The sequence below is a fragment of the Schauerella aestuarii genome (assembly GCF_009866805.1).
Classification (GTDB): Bacteria; Pseudomonadota; Gammaproteobacteria; order Burkholderiales; family Burkholderiaceae_B; genus Schauerella; species Schauerella aestuarii.
Map to the genome: position 1 here is coordinate 777,892 of NZ_SIZW01000039.1, position 19,422 is coordinate 797,313.

The following is a 19,422-nucleotide window of genomic DNA, read 5'->3' on the forward strand; positions in this document are numbered from 1 at the left end:
GGTCATGCCCGTTGAAACGATCAGGCTGAGAGCTTTTCGATCCAATGCTGCGTCGAGGGATCTTGCGCGCTGATCTGCGCCTTGGGGTCGTCGAGCTCATGGATGATGTTCTTGGCCAACTGCTTGCCGTACTCCACCCCCCATTGATCGAACGGGTTGATACCCCACACCACGCCTTGCGTGAACACCTTGTGTTCATACATCGCCAGGAGCGCACCGAGCGTGTGCGCGGTAAGGCGCGGCAGCACGATGAGGGTGCTGGGCCGACCGCCCGCATGCGCGCGGTGCGGCGCCAGTTTGGCGGCGGCGGCGTCATCTGCGGTGAGTTCGCGAGCCTCGGCGGCATTTTGTGCGTCGGGCTTGCCGCGCATCAATGCCGCACGTTGCGCCAGACAATTCGCCACGAGCAAGGTGTGATTGCGCGCATACGGATGGTCCGGCGTCAGACAGAGCATGAAGTCGACCGGTGCGCCCACGGGATGTTGGTGCAGCCACTGGAAAAACGTGTGCTGGCCATCGGTACCGGGCATACCCCAGACGGCAGGGCTGGTGGGCACATCGACGGCGCTGCCGCTGTGCGTGGCTGTTTTGCCCAGCGATTCCATCTCAAGCTGCTGCGCCCAAGGCACCACACTCGCCAAGCGCGCGTCGTAGGGCGCGAGCGCGAGCGACGTATAGCCGAGTACGCTGCAATTGGCGATACCCGCCAACGCCATTTGCACCGGCGCATTGTGTTCGACGGGGGCGGTCAGGAAGTGTTCGTCCATGTCGGCCGCGCCAGCCAGCAGGCCGTCGAGTGCGTCCGGGCCCAGCGCGAGCGAGATCGCCAGACCGATGGAGGACCACAACGAATATCGGCCGCCGACCCAATCCCAAAAGCTGAAAATGCGCTCTGGCGCCACGCCATAGGCGCGCGCCGCATCGACGTTGGCCGTAACGGCGGCCACTTGCGCCAACGGGTCGGCCACGCCGCCGGCGGCGAGCCAGTCAAGCGCGATCTTCGCATTGGCCAGGGGTTCGGTGGTCGTGAACGTCTTGGAGGCGATCACGATCAGCGTTTGCTTGGGATCCAGGCCCTGCAGGGCCTCGTCGATGGCATGACCGTCGACGTTCGACGCGAAGCGCATGGTGCGCGTCATGGCGTGCGACTTGAGCGCCTGGATGACCATGCGCGGTCCCCAATCGCTACCGCCGATCCCCAGATGCAGGATGTGCTTGTAAGCGCCGCGGGTATCCGCGTCTTCGACGAAGGCGCGCACGCGGGCGCGTTCGTTGGTCACCGCTTCAGACACGGCTTCCGGCGGGTTGGCCGCGCGCAGGGCGGTATGCCATGCCGCGCGATTTTCCGTCCAGTTCACCGGTGCGCCATCGAACAGCGCCTGGCGTGTGGGCTCGAAGCCCTGTTGCGCCAACAGCGCCGCACCGGCTGCCGTCAAGGCGGCCGAATGACGCTGGGTTGTGAAATCGACCTGCAGACCGGCCGCCTCGATGATCGCCAGATCGGCGCCATCGAGCGGGGTGTCGTGGACGGCTTGCGCAAAGGCTTGCCAGGCAGGGCTGGCGGCAAGGGAGTCGGGCATGGCGATCAGAACGGCAACTTGGCTTGGGGCGCGAGACGCAGCAATTGCTCGCGAAACGATTCCTGGATGCGCTTGAGCGCGGCCTCGTTGTCGGCTTCGAAACGCAGCACGACGACCGGGGTGGTGTTGGATGGGCGCGCCAATCCAAAGCCGTCCGGGTACTCGGCGCGTACGCCGTCGATCGTGATGATTTCAGTGGCACCGTCGAATTTGCCGCTTTCCTGCAGCGCCTTGACCAGTGCAAACGGCTCGCCTTCGTTCATCTCGAGCTTGAGCTCAGGCGTGGACAACGCTTGCGGCAGCGCTTCGAGGGCTTCGGAGGCGTCGGCGTCGCGCGACACGATTTCCAGCAGACGCGAGCCGGTGTAGAGCCCGTCGTCAAAGCCGTACCAGCGTTCCTTGAAGAAGATATGGCCGCTCATTTCGCCGGCCAGCGGCGCACCGGTTTCGGCCAGTTTGGCCTTGACCAGCGAGTGGCCGGTTTGCCACATCAGCGGCTTGCCGCCGGCTTCGCGCACGGCCAGGCCCACATGGCGGCTGCACTTCACGTCGTAAATGATGGTTTCGCCCGGGCAACGCGACAGCACGTCGCGCGCAAACAGAATCAGTTGACGGTCCGGCCAGATGATCTCGCCCGACTTGGTGACCACGCCCAGACGATCGCCGTCGCCGTCGAAGGCCAGACCGATTTCGCAATCGGTGGTCTTGAGGCAGTGCATCAGGTCGTGCAGGTTTTCGGGCTCGGCGGGATCGGGATGGTGGTTGGGGAACGTGCCGTCCACTTCGCAGAAGAGTTCGGTCACTTCGCAGCCCAGCGCACGGAACAGCTTGGGGGCGATGGCGCCCGCCACACCGTTGCCGCAGTCGATCGCCACTTTCATCGGACGCGACAATTTGACGTCGCGCGTGATGCGTTCGATGTACTCGTCAACGATGTTCAGTTCACGGCGCGTGCCGCGCTTCACGCCGGCAGGTGCCTGGCCGTACGTGGCATCCATCGATTCGCGCAGCGCCTGGACATCGGCGCCGTACAGCGCGGCACCGGCCATGACCATCTTGAAGCCGTTGTACTTGGGCGGATTATGGCTGCCGGTAATGGCAACGCCCGATCCCGTCTTGTAGACGTGGGTAGCGTAGTAGACGAGCGGCGTGGGCACTTCGCCAATATCCAGGGTATCGATGCCGCTTTCCAGCAACCCTTCCTGCAAGCCCTCGGACAGCTCTTTGCTGCTCAGGCGGCCGTCGCGGCCGACCACGAGGGTCGTGAGGTTCTTTTCGCGGGCTTTGGCAGCCAGGGCGCGGCCCAGGGCACGCGCGAAGTCGGCGTTGATTTGCTCCGGGACGATGCCGCGGATGTCATAGGCTTTGAAAACCGACTTGGTGTATGGCGAAGCTGCGCTCACAAAAGCTCCTAAAGGGTATGCGTGTCGTCGAGATTATTGCTCAACGATTTGAGTTTTGGCGTCCGTTTGCGATGATTTCGTCACCAATCGCAAGCGGTGTCGTGTAAAAGATGACATCGGTAAGCAAAATACATGCCGAGGCACGTCGGAACAGTCCGATTTCGTGCGTTTCATGCTAGCGATCAAGCCGCTGATCAGCTCCCGATGCGCAACGGTGAAAGCCTACAATGCATAGGTCGTCGCGGCCATACTGCCTAAGTCGTAGGGGCGCGACCTTTTTATGGGGACTGAGGGTGCCGCACGATTCTTCCTTGACCGATACCGCTGCACGCACGGGTGCCGACGAAGCGACCCACACCGCGACCGATTTGACGGCCGATAGAGCGGCCGATACGGCCGTTGGCGCGGCTGCGGCGCTCAATGCGTTGCGCGCAATCGTGGGTGCTTCGCATGTGCTCACCGGCGAGGATGCCGCGCCGTATCTCACCGATTGGCGCGGGCGCTACGTGGGGCAGGCGCTTGCCGTGGTGCGCCCGGCCGATACGCCGCAAGTGGCTGCGGTGATGAGGTGGTGTCACCAGCATCGCGTGCCCGTGGTGCCGCAGGGGGGCAACACCGGCTTGTGCGGTGGTGCCACGCCGGATGCCGGTGGCGATGCGATCGTGATGTCATTGCGGCGCATGGATGCGGTACGTGCTATCGATCCGTTGAACGACACGATCACGGTTGAGGCCGGGTGCGTGCTGCAGGCGGTGCAAAGCGCCGCGCGCGATGTGGGACGCCTGTTTCCATTGAGCCTGGCCGCCGAGGGCAGTTGCTGCATCGGCGGCAACCTGGCCACCAACGCGGGCGGCACGCAGGTGCTGCGCTATGGCAACACGCGCGATCTGGCGCTCGGGCTCGAGGTCGTGACGGCACAAGGCGAGATCTGGAATGGCCTGAGCGGCCTGCGCAAGGACAATACCGGATACGATCTGCGCGATATTTTCATCGGCAGCGAAGGCACACTGGGCATCATCACGGCAGCCACGCTCAAGCTGTTTCCCTTGCCGGTGGCCAGTTGCACGGCCTTCCTCGCGTTCGAGTCGCTTACCGCCGCGCTGGCGGTGCTGGCGCGCGCGCGTGCCGGCTTCGGCGCCTCGCTCACGGGTTTCGAGGTCATGAGCCGGCATTGCCTGCAAGGCGTGCTGCGGCAGTTTCCGGATCAGCGGCTCCCGCTGTCGGGTGAGAGCACGCAGTCGCCGTGGTTCGCGCTGCTGGAGTTGTCGGACAGCGAAAGCGAAGCGCATGCACAGGCGCGGTTCGAAACGATTCTGGGCGACGCGCTGGAGGCAGGCGAGGCGGTGGACGTGGCCGTGGCGGCCAACGGGGCGCAGAGCCGCGCCATGTGGCATCTGCGTGAGAGCATTCCGCTGGCCGAGTTGGCCTACGGCAAAGCGATCAAGCACGATATCTCGGTACCCATTTCGCGCATCGGCGACTTCGTCACCACCACCAATGCCGCCATTCAAGCCGCCCATCCCGGCGTGCAGAACGTGATCTTTGGGCACCTGGGCGACGGCAATCTGCACTACAACGTATCGCGCGCGCCGGAGCAGACCGAAACGCAATTGCTCGCCTTGCAAGAGGCCGTGTATGCCATTGTGCACGCCAGTGTGGTGGCACACGACGGCTCGATCAGCGCCGAGCATGGCATCGGCCAGCTCAAGCGCGATCAGTTGCCGCGCTACAAGGACCCCGTCGCGCTGCTCCTGATGCGTCGCATCAAAGACGCACTGGACCCGACCGGCATCATGAATCCGGGTAAAGTGCTGCAGGCGTAGTCACGCCAGCTTCCGAGGGAGACACGTCATGACGCATCCGGCGCCGACCGATCCGCACATGCCGCATTACCGCGTGCTTATTGTCGAAGACGATCTGACGATCGCCGGCAATCTGTATAGCTATCTGGAAACGCGCGGCTTCGTGCCCGACGCGGTATATGAAGGCAATGCCGCGGTGCGCATGCTCGAGCAGGAGCGATTCGACGCCGTGGTGCTGGATGTGGGACTGCCGGGCCGCGATGGCTATTCGGTACTCGCGCATCTGCGCCGCGAGCAGTTTTCCACGGTGCCGGTCCTCATGCTCACCGCGCGCGACGAACTCGAAGACAAGCTCGCGGGCTTTGCGCACGGTGCCGACGATTACCTCACCAAACCCTTTGCATTGGCGGAAGTCGCCGCGCGCTTGCTGGCGTTGATCCAGCGGGCGAAAGGCGCGACGGTGACGGCTGTGCGCACGTGCGGCAATCTGCGCATGGATTCCCGCACCCGCGAAGTGATGGTGAACGGCGCCATCGTGCATCTCACGCGCAAGTCGTCGCAGATCCTCGATCTGTTGTTGCGGGACGTGGGTCGGGTGTTGACGCGCGACGAGCTTGAAACGGCGTTATGGGGCGGCGAGCCGCCGTCGTCCGATGCCCTGCGCAGCCAGGTTCACCTGCTGCGCCGCGCGTTGGGCGAGGCCGGATTCGACGGGATCGAAACCGTTCACGGCACGGGTTGGCGCATCGTCGCGCCTGCCGCGGCGTGATGGAAACCTCGCAAAGCGGCACGCTCACGCAACGGGTCGTCTGGGCCCTGGCGGGCACGGTCGCGTTGTTCGTCAGTGCGCTGGTCATTCTGGCGTATGCCACGTTCGACCGCATGGAAGACGATCTCGTCAACGACATCCTCGCTACCGAGACCAGCCGCCTTTTGCAGATGATCGACCGTGGTGAGGTGCGCGCCGGGGAGGCGGAATTCCGCTGGCTGGGCGCATCGATGAACGCGTGGTTCGAAGATCATCCTCGCGTGGGTCATCCGTTGCCGGCCGAGTTGCAGGGTCTGGCCGAAGGCCTGCACGAGATCGAACCGGGCGGGGCCATCTGGCACGTGATGGTGGCCGATTCGGCGCTGGGCCGCGTCGTGGTGCTCTACGACGCCACCGAGAACGAAGGGCGCGTGTACGACTTCGGTCTGATCGTGATCGGGCTTGGCGCGATTTGCATGGTGGGGGCCTATGGCGTAGCCCGCAACGTGGCCAAGTTGGCGGTCGGGCCCATGCTCGATCTCACGGATCGGTTGGCGACCTGGGCGCCGGGATCGCCCGATCTCGCCGTGGAGCGTTCCGATGAAGCTGGCCGGTTGGTGGAGGCTTTCAATCGCGTGCAGAACGAGGTGGACCGCATCATGGCGCGTGAGCGCGAGTTCACCGCCAATCTGAGTCATGAAGTACGTACGCCGTTGTCGGCCATGCGCACCGATAGCGAAATCATGTTGCTGGCCAACACGCTCAACGACGATCAGAAGCTGCGCTTGCATCGGATCATGGCCAACGTGGATGCGGTGACGTCCGCCCTGGCGGGTGCCCGCGCGCTGGCCGCAGACGAGCGCCGGCCGCGCGAGACGGTCGATCTGGCAGGCGTGCTGGACGATGCCTGGCGGGTGCAGGCCATGCAGGCCGAGGCGGCCGGATTGCTGCTCGAGAATCGCATCGCGCCCGACGTCACGCGCGAACTCGATCGGCATGCCGTGTTGACCGTACTGCGCAACTTGATTCGCAATGCAGTCGAACACGCGGCACCCGCCACCTTGCGCGCCGAATGGGATGGCCAGGCCATGTTGGTGCGCGACGACGGGCGGGGCATTGACGGGGCGGCGCTGCCGTTCGTCTTCGATCGCTATTACAGCGGCCATCGCACCGATCAAACCAACGGCCAAGCCGTTGCCTTGGTATCGGATGCCGCACCGCGTCGTGGACTGGGCCTGGCCATCGCCAAGCGCATCTGCGATATGCAGGGCTGGTCGCTTAGCGTAACCTCGCACACCAGCGGTCCGGAGCAAGGCACGACGTTCCGCCTGGAATTCGACCTGAACGCCTGAGTCGAGGCGCAGAACGCTTGGCAGGCGCAATAAAGCTGTCGAAAACGCTCGATTTGACGCTAATTTCACGCGTCATTCTTTAACGTTAAAAACTTTTTTCTGTTGAGGACCTGCATCGATGATCGAGGCTGTACAGCGGCATAAGCGCCACGAAACACGTTTGGGGAGTGCAGCATGCGTCAATTGACCCTGCGGTTCATTGTCTCCGTTTTTCTGATGCTCACGCTCAGCCGCCTGGGGCTGTCGTTCTGGATGTGGGACCGCGTGCAGGATGCCGGCGGCTTGCTGCCCGTCATGTTGGGCGGCTTGCGCATCGATATCTGCTCCATCGGCATGTTCTCGGTGTTGCCTGCGGCGTTGTCGTTCTGGTTCGGTCACCGTCCGCTCGCCGTGCGCCTGACCGCGTACTGGTTCCGCCTCTGCTGGATGCTCTACGTGCTGCTGGAGGTATCCACACCCCAGTTCATCGCCGAGTACGACACACGTCCCAACCGCCTGTTCTTCGAGTATCTGGTCAATCCGCGGGAAGTCGCGTCGATGCTGTGGGAAGGCTACAAGCTCGTGCTGCTCTCCGCCTTCATCGTGCTCGCTTTGGCCGCGTGGGGCAGCCGCAAGCTGTTCCCCACCACGGTGGTCGACAAACGCATGGGCTGGTTGTGGCGCCCGGTGCTTTCTTTCGTGGTGATCGCGGTCGGTGTGCTGGCGATTCGCGGCACGCTGCAACATCGTCCGATCAATCCGGCAATGGTGGCGTTCAGCAGCGATGCAATGGTCAACACCCTGCCGCTGAATTCGCTTTATAGCGTGATCGACGCCGCCTACAAGGTGAGCAACGAAATTTCCTCGGCGTCGCTCTACGGCGACATGCCGGTGGACGAAATGAATACGATCGTGCGCACCGATGCGGGGTTCTCCGGCCCGCCGATCGACGCACGGCTGCCCAGTTTGCATGCGCAGCAAGCCACTGCCCGGCATGAGAAGCCGCGCAATATCGTGATCATTCTGCAAGAGAGTCTGGGTGCCCAATTCGTGGGCAATCTGGGCGGACGCGATCTCACACCGCAGATCGACCGGCTCTCAAAGGAAGGCTGGAACTTCACGCGCGCCTATGCCACGGGCACGCGCTCGGTGCGTGGTCTCGAAGCGGTCACGGCGGGCTTCATGCCCACGCCGGCCGAATCCGTGCTCAAGCAACCGCGATCGCAAACCGGCTTCTTCACCCTGGCCGAGTTGTTGGGCACCAAGGGCTACGAGTCGCGCTTCATCTATGGCGGCGAGGCCCACTTCGATAACATGCGGGCGTTTTTCCTGGGTAATGGCTTCAATCGCGTGATCGATCGCAAGGACTTCAAGAACCCGGTATTCGTGGGTTCTTGGGGGGCGTCCGATGAAGACATGTTCAACGAACTCGACCGCGAGTTGCGCAAGGACGGCGACAAGCCGACCTTCACGCTGGCGTTCTCGGTAAGCAATCACTCGCCATGGGAGTATCCGGAGGGCCGCATCAAGCCCGTGGGCGATCCCGCCACGGTCGACAACACCGTGCGCTATGCAGATTGGGCGATCGGCGACTTTTTCGATAAGGCGCGCAAGGCGCCCTATTGGAAGGACACGTTGTTTCTGGTGATCGCCGATCACGATGCGCGCGTTTTCGGCGCCAACCTCGTGCCGGTCAAGCACTTCCGCATTCCGGCTCTGCTGCTGGGTGCCGATATCGCGCCGCGCAAGGATGACCGCATCGTCAGCCAGATCGACATGGGCCCCACGTTGTTGTCATTGGCCGGTATCGACAGTGTGCACCCGATGTTGGGCGCGGATCTGACGCAGCGCGATCCCAACCGCGCGATGATGCAGTACGGTGAGAACTTCGCGTATTTGAAGGGCGACGAGTTACTGGTGATCGAGCCGCATAAAACGCCGCGTCAGTACAGCTATGTGCCGGGTGTGGGTGAGGTGGACGACCGATTCACGCCGATGTCGACCGATCCGGCCTTTTCACGCAAGGCCCTGGCCACGGTGCTGTGGCCGAGCTGGGCGTACATGAACGAGCGATATGCGCTGCCCAAGCCGGCCGAGGCGGGTAAGTAACCCAAGCCACTAGAACCACATCGGCCGATGTTGCGGGAAGCAGCATCGGCCGAAGTGTTTTGGGCGACTGGCGGGCGCGGCCGTGGGCCGCTTTCACGTCACGTCACGTTGCGTCGCGTCGCGTTGCCGCATGCGCGTACCGCCTCGCGCGGCCTCATGCGGAATGCCACCTCGCGCCGCTTGGTGCGGCACGGTGACGGACACGCCTCGCACAGATGTTGTTCCCGTGCAGCCAGGGTTATTCCCGCGCCGCCAGGACGGTGCCTGCGGATTGGCCGAAGCCGATGCGCGGATAGCCCGCTTTACGGCACTCTGCGCGCAAGATAATTTGATCGCCATCTTCCAGAAAGACGCGCTTCTCGCCCCAGGGCAGATCGATCGGCGTTTTGCCGCCTTTCGTGAGCTCCAGAATGGAGCCGGCTTGGGAGGCTTCGGGGCCTGACAGGGTACCGGTGCCGAGCAGATCGCCCGGTTGCAGATTGCAGCCGTTGACCGTGTGATGGGTGATCAACTGCGCGACGTTCCAGTACGCATGACGGAAATTGCTTTTCGAGAGCGATGCCGGCGCGGCGTCCGTCTTGCGCGACTGGGTGGTGGTGATCAGCACTTCCAGTGCGACGTCCAAGGCGCCTTCCTTGACGTTGTTCGTCGAGTTCAAATACGGCATCGGCTGGGGCTCGTCGGCGCCACGATCGAACGCGGTGCGGAACGGGGCCAGGGCTTCGAGGGTGACGATCCAGGGCGAGAGCGTGGACGCAAAATTCTTGGCGAGAAACGGGCCCAGGGGTTGGTATTCCCAGGCCTGCAGATCGCGCGCGGACCAGTCGTTGAGAATGCCCAGACCAAACACATGCGATTCGGCGTCGTCGATGCCGATGCGCGTGCCTTGGGCGTTTCCGGTGCCCACGTAGATACCGAGTTCGAGTTCGTAGTCCAGGCGCTTGCAAGGGCCGAAGTCGGGCGTGCCGCCTTCGGTGGCCGGCTTCATCTGGCCCATCGGGCGCGGAAACGATTGATTCACGCCCAGGCTCGAGGCGCGCCCGTGATAGCCGATCGGCACCCACTTGTAGTTGGGCAGCAAAGGATTGTCGGGACGAAACTGTTTGCCGATCGCCGTGGCGTGATGCAGCGAGATATAGAAATCGGTGTAGTCGCCGATGCGGGCCGGCGTGTTGTATTCCACCTCGGCTTGCGGCACCAGCAGCGGCGCGATGCGGGTTTGAGCGGCGGCGCCGGTGGAGAGCGCCCGCGACAGCGCCAGACGCAGGGCTGACCAGTGCGTCTGGCCCAATGCCATCAGACCGTTGAGCGCGGTATCGCGGCAGGCTTCCAGCGCCTCGGCGGCTTGGCCGTTGAAGACTTTGGCGTCGGCCAGTGCCGGCAGATCCAGCACTTGATCGCCGATCGCGACGCCAGGGCGAAACGCCTCGTTGCTGCCGGCGCGGCGAAACACGGCAAACGGCAGATTCTGGATCGGAAATCCGGTGGTGTCGTCGTTGGCGCTGGTGACCCAGCTCTGCAGTTTGGGATCGTGGGTTTCGTTCAATGTAACCATTGGGGCTGTCATCTCGCTTGAAGATTGTCGGGGCGCGATCGGGTGTGGATCGCGCGTCGTTAGCTGAGTCGTGATGCGCGCGGCACCGGTGCAGGTCCGTCAGCTATCGCTTGCTGGGATCGAAGTGCTTCTTGATGTCTTGCCAGCATTGATAGTATTCGCCTTGCAGCGTGGTCGCAGCGAGCGCGGCTTCGGTGGGGCGGATCACGCGGCGCGTTTCGAACATGAACGCCATCGTGTCGCGAATGTAGTGGGGCACGCTCGTGTCTGCCGCTGACGCCTTCTCGAAGGTTTCCGCATCCGGGCCGTGCCCGCTCATGCAGTTGTGCAGGCTCGCGCCGCCCGGTTCAAAGCCCTCGGCCTTGGCGTCGTACACGCCCTGGATGAGACCCATGAACTCGCTGGCCACGTTGCGGTGGAACCAGGGCGGACGGAAAGTGTCCACCATCGCCAGCACGCGCGGCGGGAAGATTGCGAAATCCATATTGGCCGTACCCGGGGTATCGGAGGCCGACGTCAGCACGGTGAAGATCGAGGGGTCGGGATGATCGAAACTGATCGAGCCGATGGCATTGAAGTGCCGCAGATCGTACTTGTAGGGGGCATGATTGCCATGCCAGGCCACCACGTTCAGCGGCGAATGACTGATCTCGGCCTGCCAGAAGCCGCCGGTAAATTTGCCGATCAGGCGGAAGTCGCCGTCGCGGTCCTCATACCAGGCGCAGGGCGTCTGGAAGTCGCGGGCGTTGGCCAGGCAGTTCGAACCGATGGGGCCGAGCTCGGGCAAGCGCATCGCGGCCCCGAAGTTCTCGAGCACGTAGCCGCGCGCATCGGCATCTCGCAGGACGACGCGAAAACGCACGCCGCGCGGGATCACCACGATCTCCAGCGGTTCCGCCTCGATCAACCCGAATTCGGTCTCGAAACGCAGTCGGCCCTGTTGCAGCACGACCAGCATCTCGCCGTCGGCGTTATAGAAGAACCGGTCGTCCATCGATGCCGTGGCCGTGTACACATGAATGCCCACGCCACTGTGCTCATCGGGCGCGCCGTTGCCACCCATCGTGTACATGCCGTCGATGAAGTCGGTGGGGGCGGCCGGCATGGGCCGCGCGCTCCAGCGGAGTTGATTGGGGGTAACGGGCAGGGTGCCGAAGTCGCTCTTCCAATCGGCCGCACCGCCATAGGGGGCGAACGGCTTGTGCTGCACGCCCGGACGAATGCGATAGAGCCAGGAGCGCCGGTTCTCATGGCGCGGCGCCGTGAAGGCGGTACCCGACAATTGCTCGGCGTACAAGCCGTAGGCGCATCGCTGCGGCGAATTGCGCCCTTCGGGCAGTGCGCCCGGCAACGCCTCGGTGGCGAACTGATTGCCGAACCCGGTCTGGTATTGGATGCTCATGAGGTCTCCTCTCGTTTGAGGCTATTGTCGCCAATCGGGGCAGCGCTGCGCCATACATCATGGATAATAAGCATTATTCATGGCGTGAATAGTGCAGGTCACGCGTGCAAGGGATGTCTAGAGGATGATATGACCGATCTTCGCAGTGTCGATCTCAATCTGCTGGTGGTCTTTCAGCAGATCATGGCATCGCGCAATTTGTCGGAGACCGCGCGGCAACTCGATATGTCACAGCCCGCGGTCAGTCATGCGCTGCGCAGGTTGCGCGAGCGGCTGAACGACGAGCTTTTCGTACGCACCGCGCAAGGCATGCAGCCCACGCCGCTGGCCGAGCGGCTCGATGCGCCGGTGGCTGAAGCGCTCTCAGCACTGCATCATGTGTTTGCCGCGCAGGATGACTTCGATCCAGCCACGAGTGCACGCCGATTTCGCCTCGCCATGACGGATGTCGGTGAGATCTATTTCATGCCGGTGTTGATCGAACATTGCGCTCGCCACGCGCCCGGCGTACGCCTGGATACGGTGCGGGTCGCCGGTGCCGATCTGGCGCGCGAGATGGCGGCGGGCCGCATCGATGCGGCAGTGGGGGCGTTCGATAGGGTAGGCGCGGGCACCTTTCAGCGCATGCTGTTTCGCCAGGGATACGCCACGCTCTTTCGGCGCGGGCATCCCACGGCGCACGCGGAAATGGGGCTCAAGGCGTTTCGCGCCGAGCGTCATCTGATCGTGTCGCGCGCGGCGCCCTACGGCCAGGTCAATCAGGCGCTGGCCCGCGCGGGTGTTGGGCTGGAAGATCACTACAGCGTGCCGCACTTTTCGGCCGTGCCATACATCCTCAGCGTGACCGATCTTTTGGCGACCGTGCCCGAAAAACTGGCGGCCAGCGCCGCGCCGCGATTCGATCTGTTGCAGCTCACGCCACCGGTGCGGGTGCCGCAGTTGCAAACCAACTTGTATTGGCCTCGCCGCGTGCAACGCGAGCCGGCCAATCAATGGTTGCGGGACATGGTGATGGATGCGTTCGTGGCGCTGCCGTGACGTCAGGGTGGCGCGCAGCGTGCGTGGCCTGAGTCCATTGACACCCTTAGCGTTGCAGGCGTCGGCAGCAGTGCCGACGCCTGCGCGTCACACATTCACGCTGTCGACGTCATACTCGAACAACCATTCATAGCGCGCCTTGACGCGATCTTCGGTCCATTCGCGCGCCACATACGCGGCCGCCCCTTCGGCGTGCGCAAGCGCCGGATTGTGGAAGCGCTTGGCATTCTCGGCCGACCCGCGAACCACTCGCGCCGTGCGTTCTACACGTGCATGCTCGTAGCGGGCGAAGGCCGTGGCAATGTCGCCATCGTGCGCCTGGATGGCGCGGGCAAGCACATAACCGTCCTCGATCGCCATGGCGGCGCCGGACGCCAGCATGGGCAGCGTGGGATGGCAGGCGTCACCCAGCAGCGTGATGCGGCCTGAAGTCCATTTGGGAAGCGGCTCGCGCAGCATCAATGCCCACTTGAACGGCGCATCCAGGGCATGAATGAGGGTTTGCACATCGTCGTGCCACCCCTCGAAATCATGGGCGCATTCCGCGACGGTGCCGCGTTCGGTCCAGGATTCGATCTGCCAGTCGTCTCGTTCCAGAATGCCGACGAAATTGACGAGTTCGCCGCGACGCAGGGGGTAGTGGATGACGTGGGCACCGGGTCCCACCCAGTTCACGGCATAGGGCTCGCGCAAATGTGCCGGCAGTTTTTCGGCGGGGATAATGCCGCGCCATGCCACCGTTCCGGAGAATTGCGCGCGATCCGCGCCGAACATCGCGCTTCGCAGTTGCGAATGCACGCCGTCTGCACCGATCAAGGCGTCGCCATGCAGCCGGTCGCCATTCGCAAGCGCCACCGTTACCCCTGCGTCGACTTGGTCCGCCGCGATCACGCGCGCGCCGAGCTTGATCGCATCGGGATCCGCGGCGAGAACCGCGTCGACAAGGATGCGGTGCAGGTCGGCACGATACAGCGTGTAGTACGGATAGCCGTAGCGCGAGACCGACTCGCCGCCCAGATCGAAGAGCGGCCAGGTCTGCCCCGTCGACCAGAGGCGAATGCGTTTGCCGGCTGCGGGGTTGGCGACTTTCGATAACGCGTCTGCCAGGCCGAGGTTGAAGAGCACGCGGTTGGCATTGGCACTGAGCTGAATGCCGGCACCCACTTCGCCCAGGGCGTTGGCTTGTTCGAGCACGCGAACGCGATAGCCACGCCGCAGCAGGGCCAGCGCTGCGGTCAGGCCGCCAAGCCCCGCACCGGCGATGATGAAAAGCGGCGCATCGGGGGTGGCGGATGCGTCTTGCATGGAAAGAAGAGACATGACTGCGGCGTCCTTGGTGCTATTCGGGTTTGACGTTGGCCTGCTTGACCACCCGACCCCATTTGGCGAGGTCGGTCTGGATCGATGCGGCGAAGTCGGCGGGCGATCCACCCACGGGCTCCAGGCCCAGGGCGTTCATCTGTTTGATGACCTCGGGATCCTTGGCGCCACTAGCCAAGGCCTTCGTCAAGGTCGCCACCACAGGCGCCGGCGTGCCCGCGGGCGCCAGCAACCCGAACCAGGAGTAGGCCTCGAAGGGCTTGCCGAGCGCTTCAGCAACGGTGGGCACATCGGGTAATTTCGCATAGCGTTGCGAACCGGTGACGGCAAAGGCGCGCAGTTTGCCTGTAGCGATCTGGGGGTACAGCAGCGTGACCGTATCGAAGAGATAATCGACCTGACCGCCCATCACATCGCTCATGGCCGGTGCACCGCCACGATAAGGAATGTGCAGCATATCGACGCCGCTCTCGCTTTTGAACAGCTCGGCGGTCAGGTGGCCGACGGAGCCGTTGCCGGCCGAGGCCACGGTTGCCTGTTTGCTGCGACCCTCGCGCAGCACGTCCTGGAGGGTTTGGGCAGTCAGCGCCGGGCGGCCCACCAGGATGAGTGGGCCACGCACCGCCATGCCGATGGGTGTGAACGATTTGATGGCGTCGTACTGCAGATCGGGATAGAGCGCCGGGGCCACGACCATGCTGCTGGTGCCGCCCCAAAGCAGGGTGTAGCCGTCGGCAGGTTGGCGCGTCACGGCGGCCGTTCCCACGGTGCCGCCTGCACCCGCGCGGTTTTCGACGATCACCGGTTGTCCCAGCGCGTCGGCCATGACTTTCCCGAACAGTCGCGCGCTGCTATCGGTCGGCCCGCCGGGTGGGAAGGGCACGACGAGCGTGATCGGTTTGGAGGGAAAAGTATCGGCAGCGTGGGCGGCAACCGGCATCATCGAAGCGCTTACCGCCAATGCTGCCGCGACGTGCGCGATGCCGCGCAGGCGGCGGGAACTGAAGAAGGGGAACGTCATGGGAGTCTCCATCCATGTTTGCGGCGTCCATCATGGGTGGGACGCTCCTCGTTATTGCAGCGCAAAGCGATAAACAAGTAAAACCACGATAATTAATGCATTAACAACCAATATTTGTTATTGCGCGATGAATTTTTCGTATCGGCAGTTGCGTGGTTTCCTGGCCGTGGCCGAGCACGGCAGCTTCACGAAGGCTGCGGAGCAATTGCACGTCACCCAGGCCGGGCTCAGCGCGATGGTGCGAGAGTTCGAGGACAGCGTGGGATGCCGACTGTTCGAGCGCAGCACGCGCGCGGTAACGCTCACCGCGCAAGGACAGGCCTTGCTGCCCATTGCCCTGCGCACGGTCGCGGAGCTGGGCCATGCCCTTTCAAGGCTGACGCAATCGGGCGAGCGCGCGCGCAATGCGCTGCGCGTAGGCGTCACGCCGCTGATCGCAAGCAGCGTGATGCCCGAGATCCTCAGCCTCTTCGCGCAGGAAGCTCCCGATGTGGTCGTCGATATGCAGGACCTCGATCGTGGCTTGATACAGCGGGGCGTGGAGGACGGATCCCTCGACGCCGGCTTTGGCGGGTTCTTCGGCAAAGTGGCCGGGGTAAAGCGGCGCGCGATCTTTCCGGCACATCTTGCGCTCGCTCAGCCGCACGGCGCAATGGGGGATTCACGTCGGCGGCGCGCCGTTCAATGGGCGCATGTCGCGTCGTCGCAGCTGATCGCATTGCCGGCCGACAATGCCATTCAACGCCTGGCGGATCGTCATGCGCAAAGCCGCCCTGAGGACGTTGCGCGCCGCCGCACGGTCACGCATCTCGAGACCGTACTCGCGCTTGTCGAAGCAGGGTTGGGAGAAGCGATCGTGCCGTCGTTTGCAGGGGTGGCGGCTCAGCGCTGGCGGGTTCACCTCGCGCCGCTCGTGCCCCGCGTCGATCTGGATTACTACGTGATTACGCGGGCGGGCCGCCGCGACGTCGAGACGATCGATCGTTTTGCCGAAACCTTCACGCGCGTCATGCGAACACGACTGAATGTGTGAGCCGCGCACATCGAAGCGGTGATGTCCCGCGCCTCACACCTTCGATCGCGTCACACCACCGACATTCGGGCTTCATTCAATGCCTCACGCAGCACCGCCATGTCGCCGATGTGATTGGCCAGCAGCAGCACCAATGCGGCGTTGAGCTCTTCGCTTTGCGCCGGGGTCAAATCCCGGTGCGTGTCGATGAGCGTCTCATAAAAATCGTCGGGTGCGGCAAGATTGAGTTCGCGTTGCAATGGCATGAGGGTTCTCACAGAGCAATGGCTGCAGCCGACGCTGGCCTGACATCCACGGCGGCCGCGTGTCCGGTGGCTCGCGCCAGCGCGGCATCCACGTGTCGGGCATCCAGCGTTCGCCAGCGTGCCGCGATGTGGTGGTCGGGGCGGATCAGGTAGCCGGTGCCGGCCTCGGCGTCGTAGCGTTGGCGCAAGAGACCGTTGCTGTCGATGCGGCAGGTGGCACCGGCAGGCGCCTGCGCGCATGCCGGCGCGGTGTCGAACACCAGCACGACGTCCAGCGGCACCGCATGTGCGGAAGCGGCTTGCAACCGCGCCCACGTTGCGGCATCGGGCGCACGGTCGCCGCAAAAGTGCGCCAGCACGAAGCGGCCGCCCAGCGCGTCGAGCCACCAGCTTGCCGTACCGTCGGGCAAGGTGACAGGTGCGTCGAGTGCCGTTGCGCCAGGGGCAACCCGCGCCGCAGAAAAGGGCGCCGCGTCCGGTGTATTCAGTTCGGACTGAAGATAGGCGGTGGGGGTGGAGAGGCGTCCGCTATTGACCAGCGCGCGTGCAAACACATGCCGCTTGGCAAGATTGAGGACGGCATTGCGCAGCACGCGGCTCGCTTCGCTTTTGGGTGTGATGAAATCGGTCGCGCGCGATGAATGGCGGATGTTCTCGTCAGCGGCAAATTCGCGCTCGGACGCGTAAGAGTCCAACAGCGTGGCAGGCGCCTTGCCTTGCAGCACAAGCTTGAGCTTCCACGCCAGGTTGTCGGCATCCTGCACGCCGCTGTTCGCGCCGCGCGCCCCGAACGGCGACACGCGGTGGGCCGAATCGCCCGCAAACAATATGCGGCCATGCCTGAACGCATCCATGCGTTCGCATGCGAAGGTGTATACGCTTACCCACTCGAGAGTGACGTCCACGTCGGCGCCCAGCAAGGCACGGATGCGGGGCATCACGTTCTCGGGTTTGACGGCCTCTACCGGATCGGCGTTCCAGCCCAACTGAAAGTCGATGCGCCAGACGTTGTCGGGCTGCCGGTGCAGCAATACCGATTGATTGGGATGAAAGGGCGGATCGAACCAGAACCAGCGCTCGGTGGGGAAGTCTGCCGTCATCTTCACGTCGGCGATGAGAAACCGATCTCGGAAGACGCGGCCGCGGCTTTCCTGGCCGATCGCTTTTCGAATCGGCGAACGTGAGCCATCGCACGCCACAACCCACTGCGCGTCGAGCGTGTAGGGGCCGTCGGGTGTTTCGATTGCGAGCGTGACGTGATCCGCATGCGGGGTCACGTTGGCGACTTTGCTTTTCCAGCGCAGGTCGATATTGGGGTGGCGGCTTGCGCAATCGTGCAGATAGCCTTCGGCGTAGTACTGCTGCAGATTGATGAAGGCCGGGCGGCGATGGCCCGATTCGGGCAGCAGATCGAACTGCCACACTTCCTGGTCGCGGAAGAACACGCGCCCGACATTCCACGACACGCCTTTTTGCGTCATCGTTTCGCCCAGCCCCAGGCGATCCCAGATATCCAGCGTGCGCTTGGCGAAACAGATGGCGCGCGACCCGGTCGATAACCGGTCGTCGTCATCCAGCATAACGACCTTCACGCCTTGTTGCGCCAGGTCGATCGCCGCCGTAAGGCCGACGGGGCCTGCGCCCACCACGACCACGGGATGGGGTGCCGCGGGCGCGCGATCCTGATCGGCGTGGCGCCGATAGGCGAACGCCAGCCGCTGATAGTCGATGTCTCCCACGATTTGTCTCCGGTGTGGGCTTGTTCTCGCGCGCCGTCCTGTGCCGGACGGTCACGCGCAACGGGTCGATCGTGTGCGCTTAAGCGCCTTCGAGTTGCTGCCACATATCGACATCGCGCTCGGCGGTCCAGATGCGCGGGTGGTCATGGCCGGTGGCTTCGTCATAGGCACGCGTCACATCGAACGGCATGCAGTGATCGAAGATCACCCAGTCGCGATATCGCGGCTGCATCAGCGCATAGGTTTCGCGATAGATGGTCTTGAGGTCTTTGCCGTCGGCCACGCCTTGATAGACGCTGCCGTACAGATCGGTCAGGAACGCGCGCGTGCCGGCCAGGGCGCGCTGCACGTCTTGCGGGTTGGTGAGCGCCGGACCGCGGCCGGGCACCAACTGCGATGGCGCCATGCGGGCCAGGTTGTCCAGCGTGGCGGGCCAGTCGCGGAAATAGGCATCGCCCGCATAGGGGGTGGTCATGTACTCGACCAGATCGCCCGCAAACAGGATCTTCTGATCCGGCAGCCACGCGATCGTGTCGCCCTTGGTGTGGCCGCGCCCCACCTGCATGAGTTTGACTTCAAGGTTGCCGAGATCGACGGTCATCTCGCCCGAAAACGTCATCGTGGGCCACGTCAGGCCATCGGGTACCGATTCAACGGCGCGGAAGAGGCGGGGGAAGCGGCCGATCTCGCTGGCCTTGTCTTGCTCGCCGCGCTCGACAATCAAGTCGTACGTGTCGCGGCTGGCGATGATTTCCTGCGCTTCGTAGGCCGACGCGCCGAACACGCGCACCGCGTGATAGTGCGAGAGCAGCACGTACTTGATCGGCTTGTCGGTGACTTCGCGGATGCGGCGGATCACGTCCTGCGCCATGACCGGCGTGGCTTGCGTGTCGGTGACCATGACGGCGTCGTCGCCGATGATGATGCCGGTGTTGGGATCGCCCTGGGCCGTGTAGGCATAGGCGTTATCCGAAAGCTTTTCGAACGAGACGACTTTCTCTTCGACGTCGGCGTGCGAAGCAAATTTCTTGGTCATGAACGGTGTCTCCAGACGGTCGCCTCTACAGGGGCGGTCGAGATCACTATAGTCTTGCGT

Annotated in this window: 15 protein-coding genes; 6 read left to right on the forward strand and 9 right to left on the reverse strand. The window is 63.8% G+C overall.

Annotated features, from left to right (window positions below):
- Positions 1-20: 20 nt before the first annotated feature.
- Both pgi and EYW45_RS06450 read right to left on the reverse strand, forming a co-directional pair.
- Positions 21-1,580 (reverse strand): glucose-6-phosphate isomerase, encoded by a 1,560-nt coding sequence (gene pgi / locus EYW45_RS06445; protein ID WP_161134508.1) that lies wholly within the window; start codon positions 1,578-1,580, stop codon positions 21-23.
- Between the two features lie 5 nt (positions 1,581-1,585).
- Positions 1,586-2,983 (reverse strand): phosphomannomutase/phosphoglucomutase, encoded by a 1,398-nt coding sequence (locus tag EYW45_RS06450; RefSeq protein ID WP_161134509.1) that lies wholly within the window; start codon positions 2,981-2,983, stop codon positions 1,586-1,588.
- Between the two features lie 425 nt (positions 2,984-3,408).
- Here EYW45_RS06450 and EYW45_RS06455 point away from each other — a divergent pair, with 425 nt between their 5' ends.
- The 4 genes from EYW45_RS06455 (at position 3,409) to EYW45_RS06470 (ending at position 8,973) form a co-directional block, all read left to right on the forward strand.
- Positions 3,409-4,806, forward strand: a complete 1,398-nt coding sequence (locus EYW45_RS06455) for an FAD-binding oxidoreductase (protein ID WP_235938946.1) — start codon at positions 3,409-3,411, stop codon at positions 4,804-4,806.
- Between the two features lie 28 nt (positions 4,807-4,834).
- Entirely contained in the window at positions 4,835-5,554 is a 720-nt protein-coding gene (locus tag EYW45_RS06460) for a response regulator transcription factor (protein ID WP_407924900.1), read from the forward strand.
- Positions 5,554-6,885 (forward strand): sensor histidine kinase, encoded by a 1,332-nt coding sequence (locus EYW45_RS06465; protein WP_161134511.1) that lies wholly within the window; start codon positions 5,554-5,556, stop codon positions 6,883-6,885. The genes EYW45_RS06460 and EYW45_RS06465 overlap by 1 nt, the downstream gene beginning before the upstream one ends.
- A gap of 174 nt (positions 6,886-7,059) precedes the next feature.
- On the forward strand, positions 7,060-8,973 hold the full coding sequence (locus EYW45_RS06470) for an LTA synthase family protein (protein ID WP_161134512.1): 1,914 nt from the start codon (positions 7,060-7,062) through the stop codon (positions 8,971-8,973).
- A 238-nt stretch (positions 8,974-9,211) separates the two neighbouring features.
- Here the strand turns inward: EYW45_RS06470 and fahA are convergent, their stop codons facing one another.
- The gene (gene fahA / locus EYW45_RS06475; protein ID WP_161134513.1) at positions 9,212-10,528 is read right to left on the reverse strand and encodes a fumarylacetoacetase; all 1,317 of its coding nucleotides are present in this window, start codon (positions 10,526-10,528) and stop codon (positions 9,212-9,214) included.
- 103 nt (positions 10,529-10,631) lie between these two features.
- Positions 10,632-11,930, reverse strand: a complete 1,299-nt coding sequence (hmgA, locus tag EYW45_RS06480; protein ID WP_161134514.1) for a homogentisate 1,2-dioxygenase — start codon at positions 11,928-11,930, stop codon at positions 10,632-10,634.
- A gap of 129 nt (positions 11,931-12,059) precedes the next feature.
- Here hmgA and EYW45_RS06485 point away from each other — a divergent pair, with 129 nt between their 5' ends.
- Positions 12,060-12,968 (forward strand): LysR family transcriptional regulator, encoded by a 909-nt coding sequence (locus tag EYW45_RS06485; RefSeq protein ID WP_161134515.1) that lies wholly within the window; start codon positions 12,060-12,062, stop codon positions 12,966-12,968.
- 87 nt (positions 12,969-13,055) lie between these two features.
- Here EYW45_RS06485 and EYW45_RS06490 read toward each other — a convergent pair whose 3' ends face one another.
- Positions 13,056-14,288, reverse strand: coding sequence for an FAD-dependent monooxygenase (locus tag EYW45_RS06490; protein ID WP_235938883.1), 1,233 nt, complete (start codon positions 14,286-14,288; stop codon positions 13,056-13,058).
- A gap of 19 nt (positions 14,289-14,307) precedes the next feature.
- Complete coding sequence (locus EYW45_RS06495; RefSeq protein ID WP_161134516.1) at positions 14,308-15,309, reverse strand: Bug family tripartite tricarboxylate transporter substrate binding protein; 1,002 nt, start codon at positions 15,307-15,309, stop codon at positions 14,308-14,310.
- Positions 15,310-15,436: 127 nt separating this feature from the next.
- Between EYW45_RS06495 and EYW45_RS06500 the strand changes: the two genes are divergently transcribed.
- Positions 15,437-16,342, forward strand: coding sequence for a LysR family transcriptional regulator (locus EYW45_RS06500; RefSeq protein WP_161134517.1), 906 nt, complete (start codon positions 15,437-15,439; stop codon positions 16,340-16,342).
- Between the two features lie 50 nt (positions 16,343-16,392).
- On the opposite strand, the gene EYW45_RS06505 is transcribed toward EYW45_RS06500, so the two are convergent.
- From EYW45_RS06505 to EYW45_RS06515, 3 genes are all read right to left on the reverse strand, one after another.
- Positions 16,393-16,587, reverse strand: coding sequence for a DUF2783 domain-containing protein (locus EYW45_RS06505; protein WP_161134518.1), 195 nt, complete (start codon positions 16,585-16,587; stop codon positions 16,393-16,395).
- Positions 16,588-16,595: 8 nt separating this feature from the next.
- Complete coding sequence (locus tag EYW45_RS06510) at positions 16,596-18,326, reverse strand: FAD-dependent oxidoreductase (protein WP_161134519.1); 1,731 nt, start codon at positions 18,324-18,326, stop codon at positions 16,596-16,598.
- A 79-nt stretch (positions 18,327-18,405) separates the two neighbouring features.
- Positions 18,406-19,362 carry an MBL fold metallo-hydrolase gene (locus tag EYW45_RS06515; protein ID WP_161134520.1) on the reverse strand — a complete coding sequence of 319 codons (957 nt, stop codon included), beginning with the start codon at positions 19,360-19,362 and terminating at the stop codon, positions 18,406-18,408.
- Positions 19,363-19,422: the final 60 nt, after the last annotated feature.

What these genes read in the sequence shown, in the direction of transcription:
- pgi (WP_161134508.1), bottom strand. Translation starts at nt 1,580, where the DNA reads ATGCCCGACTCCCTTGCCGCCAGCCCTGCCTGGCAAGCCTTTGCGCAA.
- EYW45_RS06460 (WP_407924900.1), top strand. Translation starts at nt 4,835, where the DNA reads ATGACGCATCCGGCGCCGACCGATCCGCACATGCCGCATTACCGCGTG.
- EYW45_RS06465 (WP_161134511.1), top strand. Translation starts at nt 5,554, where the DNA reads ATGGAAACCTCGCAAAGCGGCACGCTCACGCAACGGGTCGTCTGGGCC.
- EYW45_RS06470 (WP_161134512.1), top strand. Translation starts at nt 7,060, where the DNA reads ATGCGTCAATTGACCCTGCGGTTCATTGTCTCCGTTTTTCTGATGCTC.
- fahA (WP_161134513.1), bottom strand. Translation starts at nt 10,528, where the DNA reads ATGGTTACATTGAACGAAACCCACGATCCCAAACTGCAGAGCTGGGTC.
- hmgA (WP_161134514.1), bottom strand. Translation starts at nt 11,930, where the DNA reads ATGAGCATCCAATACCAGACCGGGTTCGGCAATCAGTTCGCCACCGAG.
- EYW45_RS06485 (WP_161134515.1), top strand. Translation starts at nt 12,060, where the DNA reads ATGACCGATCTTCGCAGTGTCGATCTCAATCTGCTGGTGGTCTTTCAG.
- EYW45_RS06490 (WP_235938883.1), bottom strand. Translation starts at nt 14,288, where the DNA reads ATGTCTCTTCTTTCCATGCAAGACGCATCCGCCACCCCCGATGCGCCG.
- EYW45_RS06495 (WP_161134516.1), bottom strand. Translation starts at nt 15,309, where the DNA reads ATGACGTTCCCCTTCTTCAGTTCCCGCCGCCTGCGCGGCATCGCGCAC.
- EYW45_RS06500 (WP_161134517.1), top strand. Translation starts at nt 15,437, where the DNA reads ATGAATTTTTCGTATCGGCAGTTGCGTGGTTTCCTGGCCGTGGCCGAG.
- EYW45_RS06505 (WP_161134518.1), bottom strand. Translation starts at nt 16,587, where the DNA reads ATGCCATTGCAACGCGAACTCAATCTTGCCGCACCCGACGATTTTTAT.
- EYW45_RS06515 (WP_161134520.1), bottom strand. Translation starts at nt 19,362, where the DNA reads ATGACCAAGAAATTTGCTTCGCACGCCGACGTCGAAGAGAAAGTCGTC.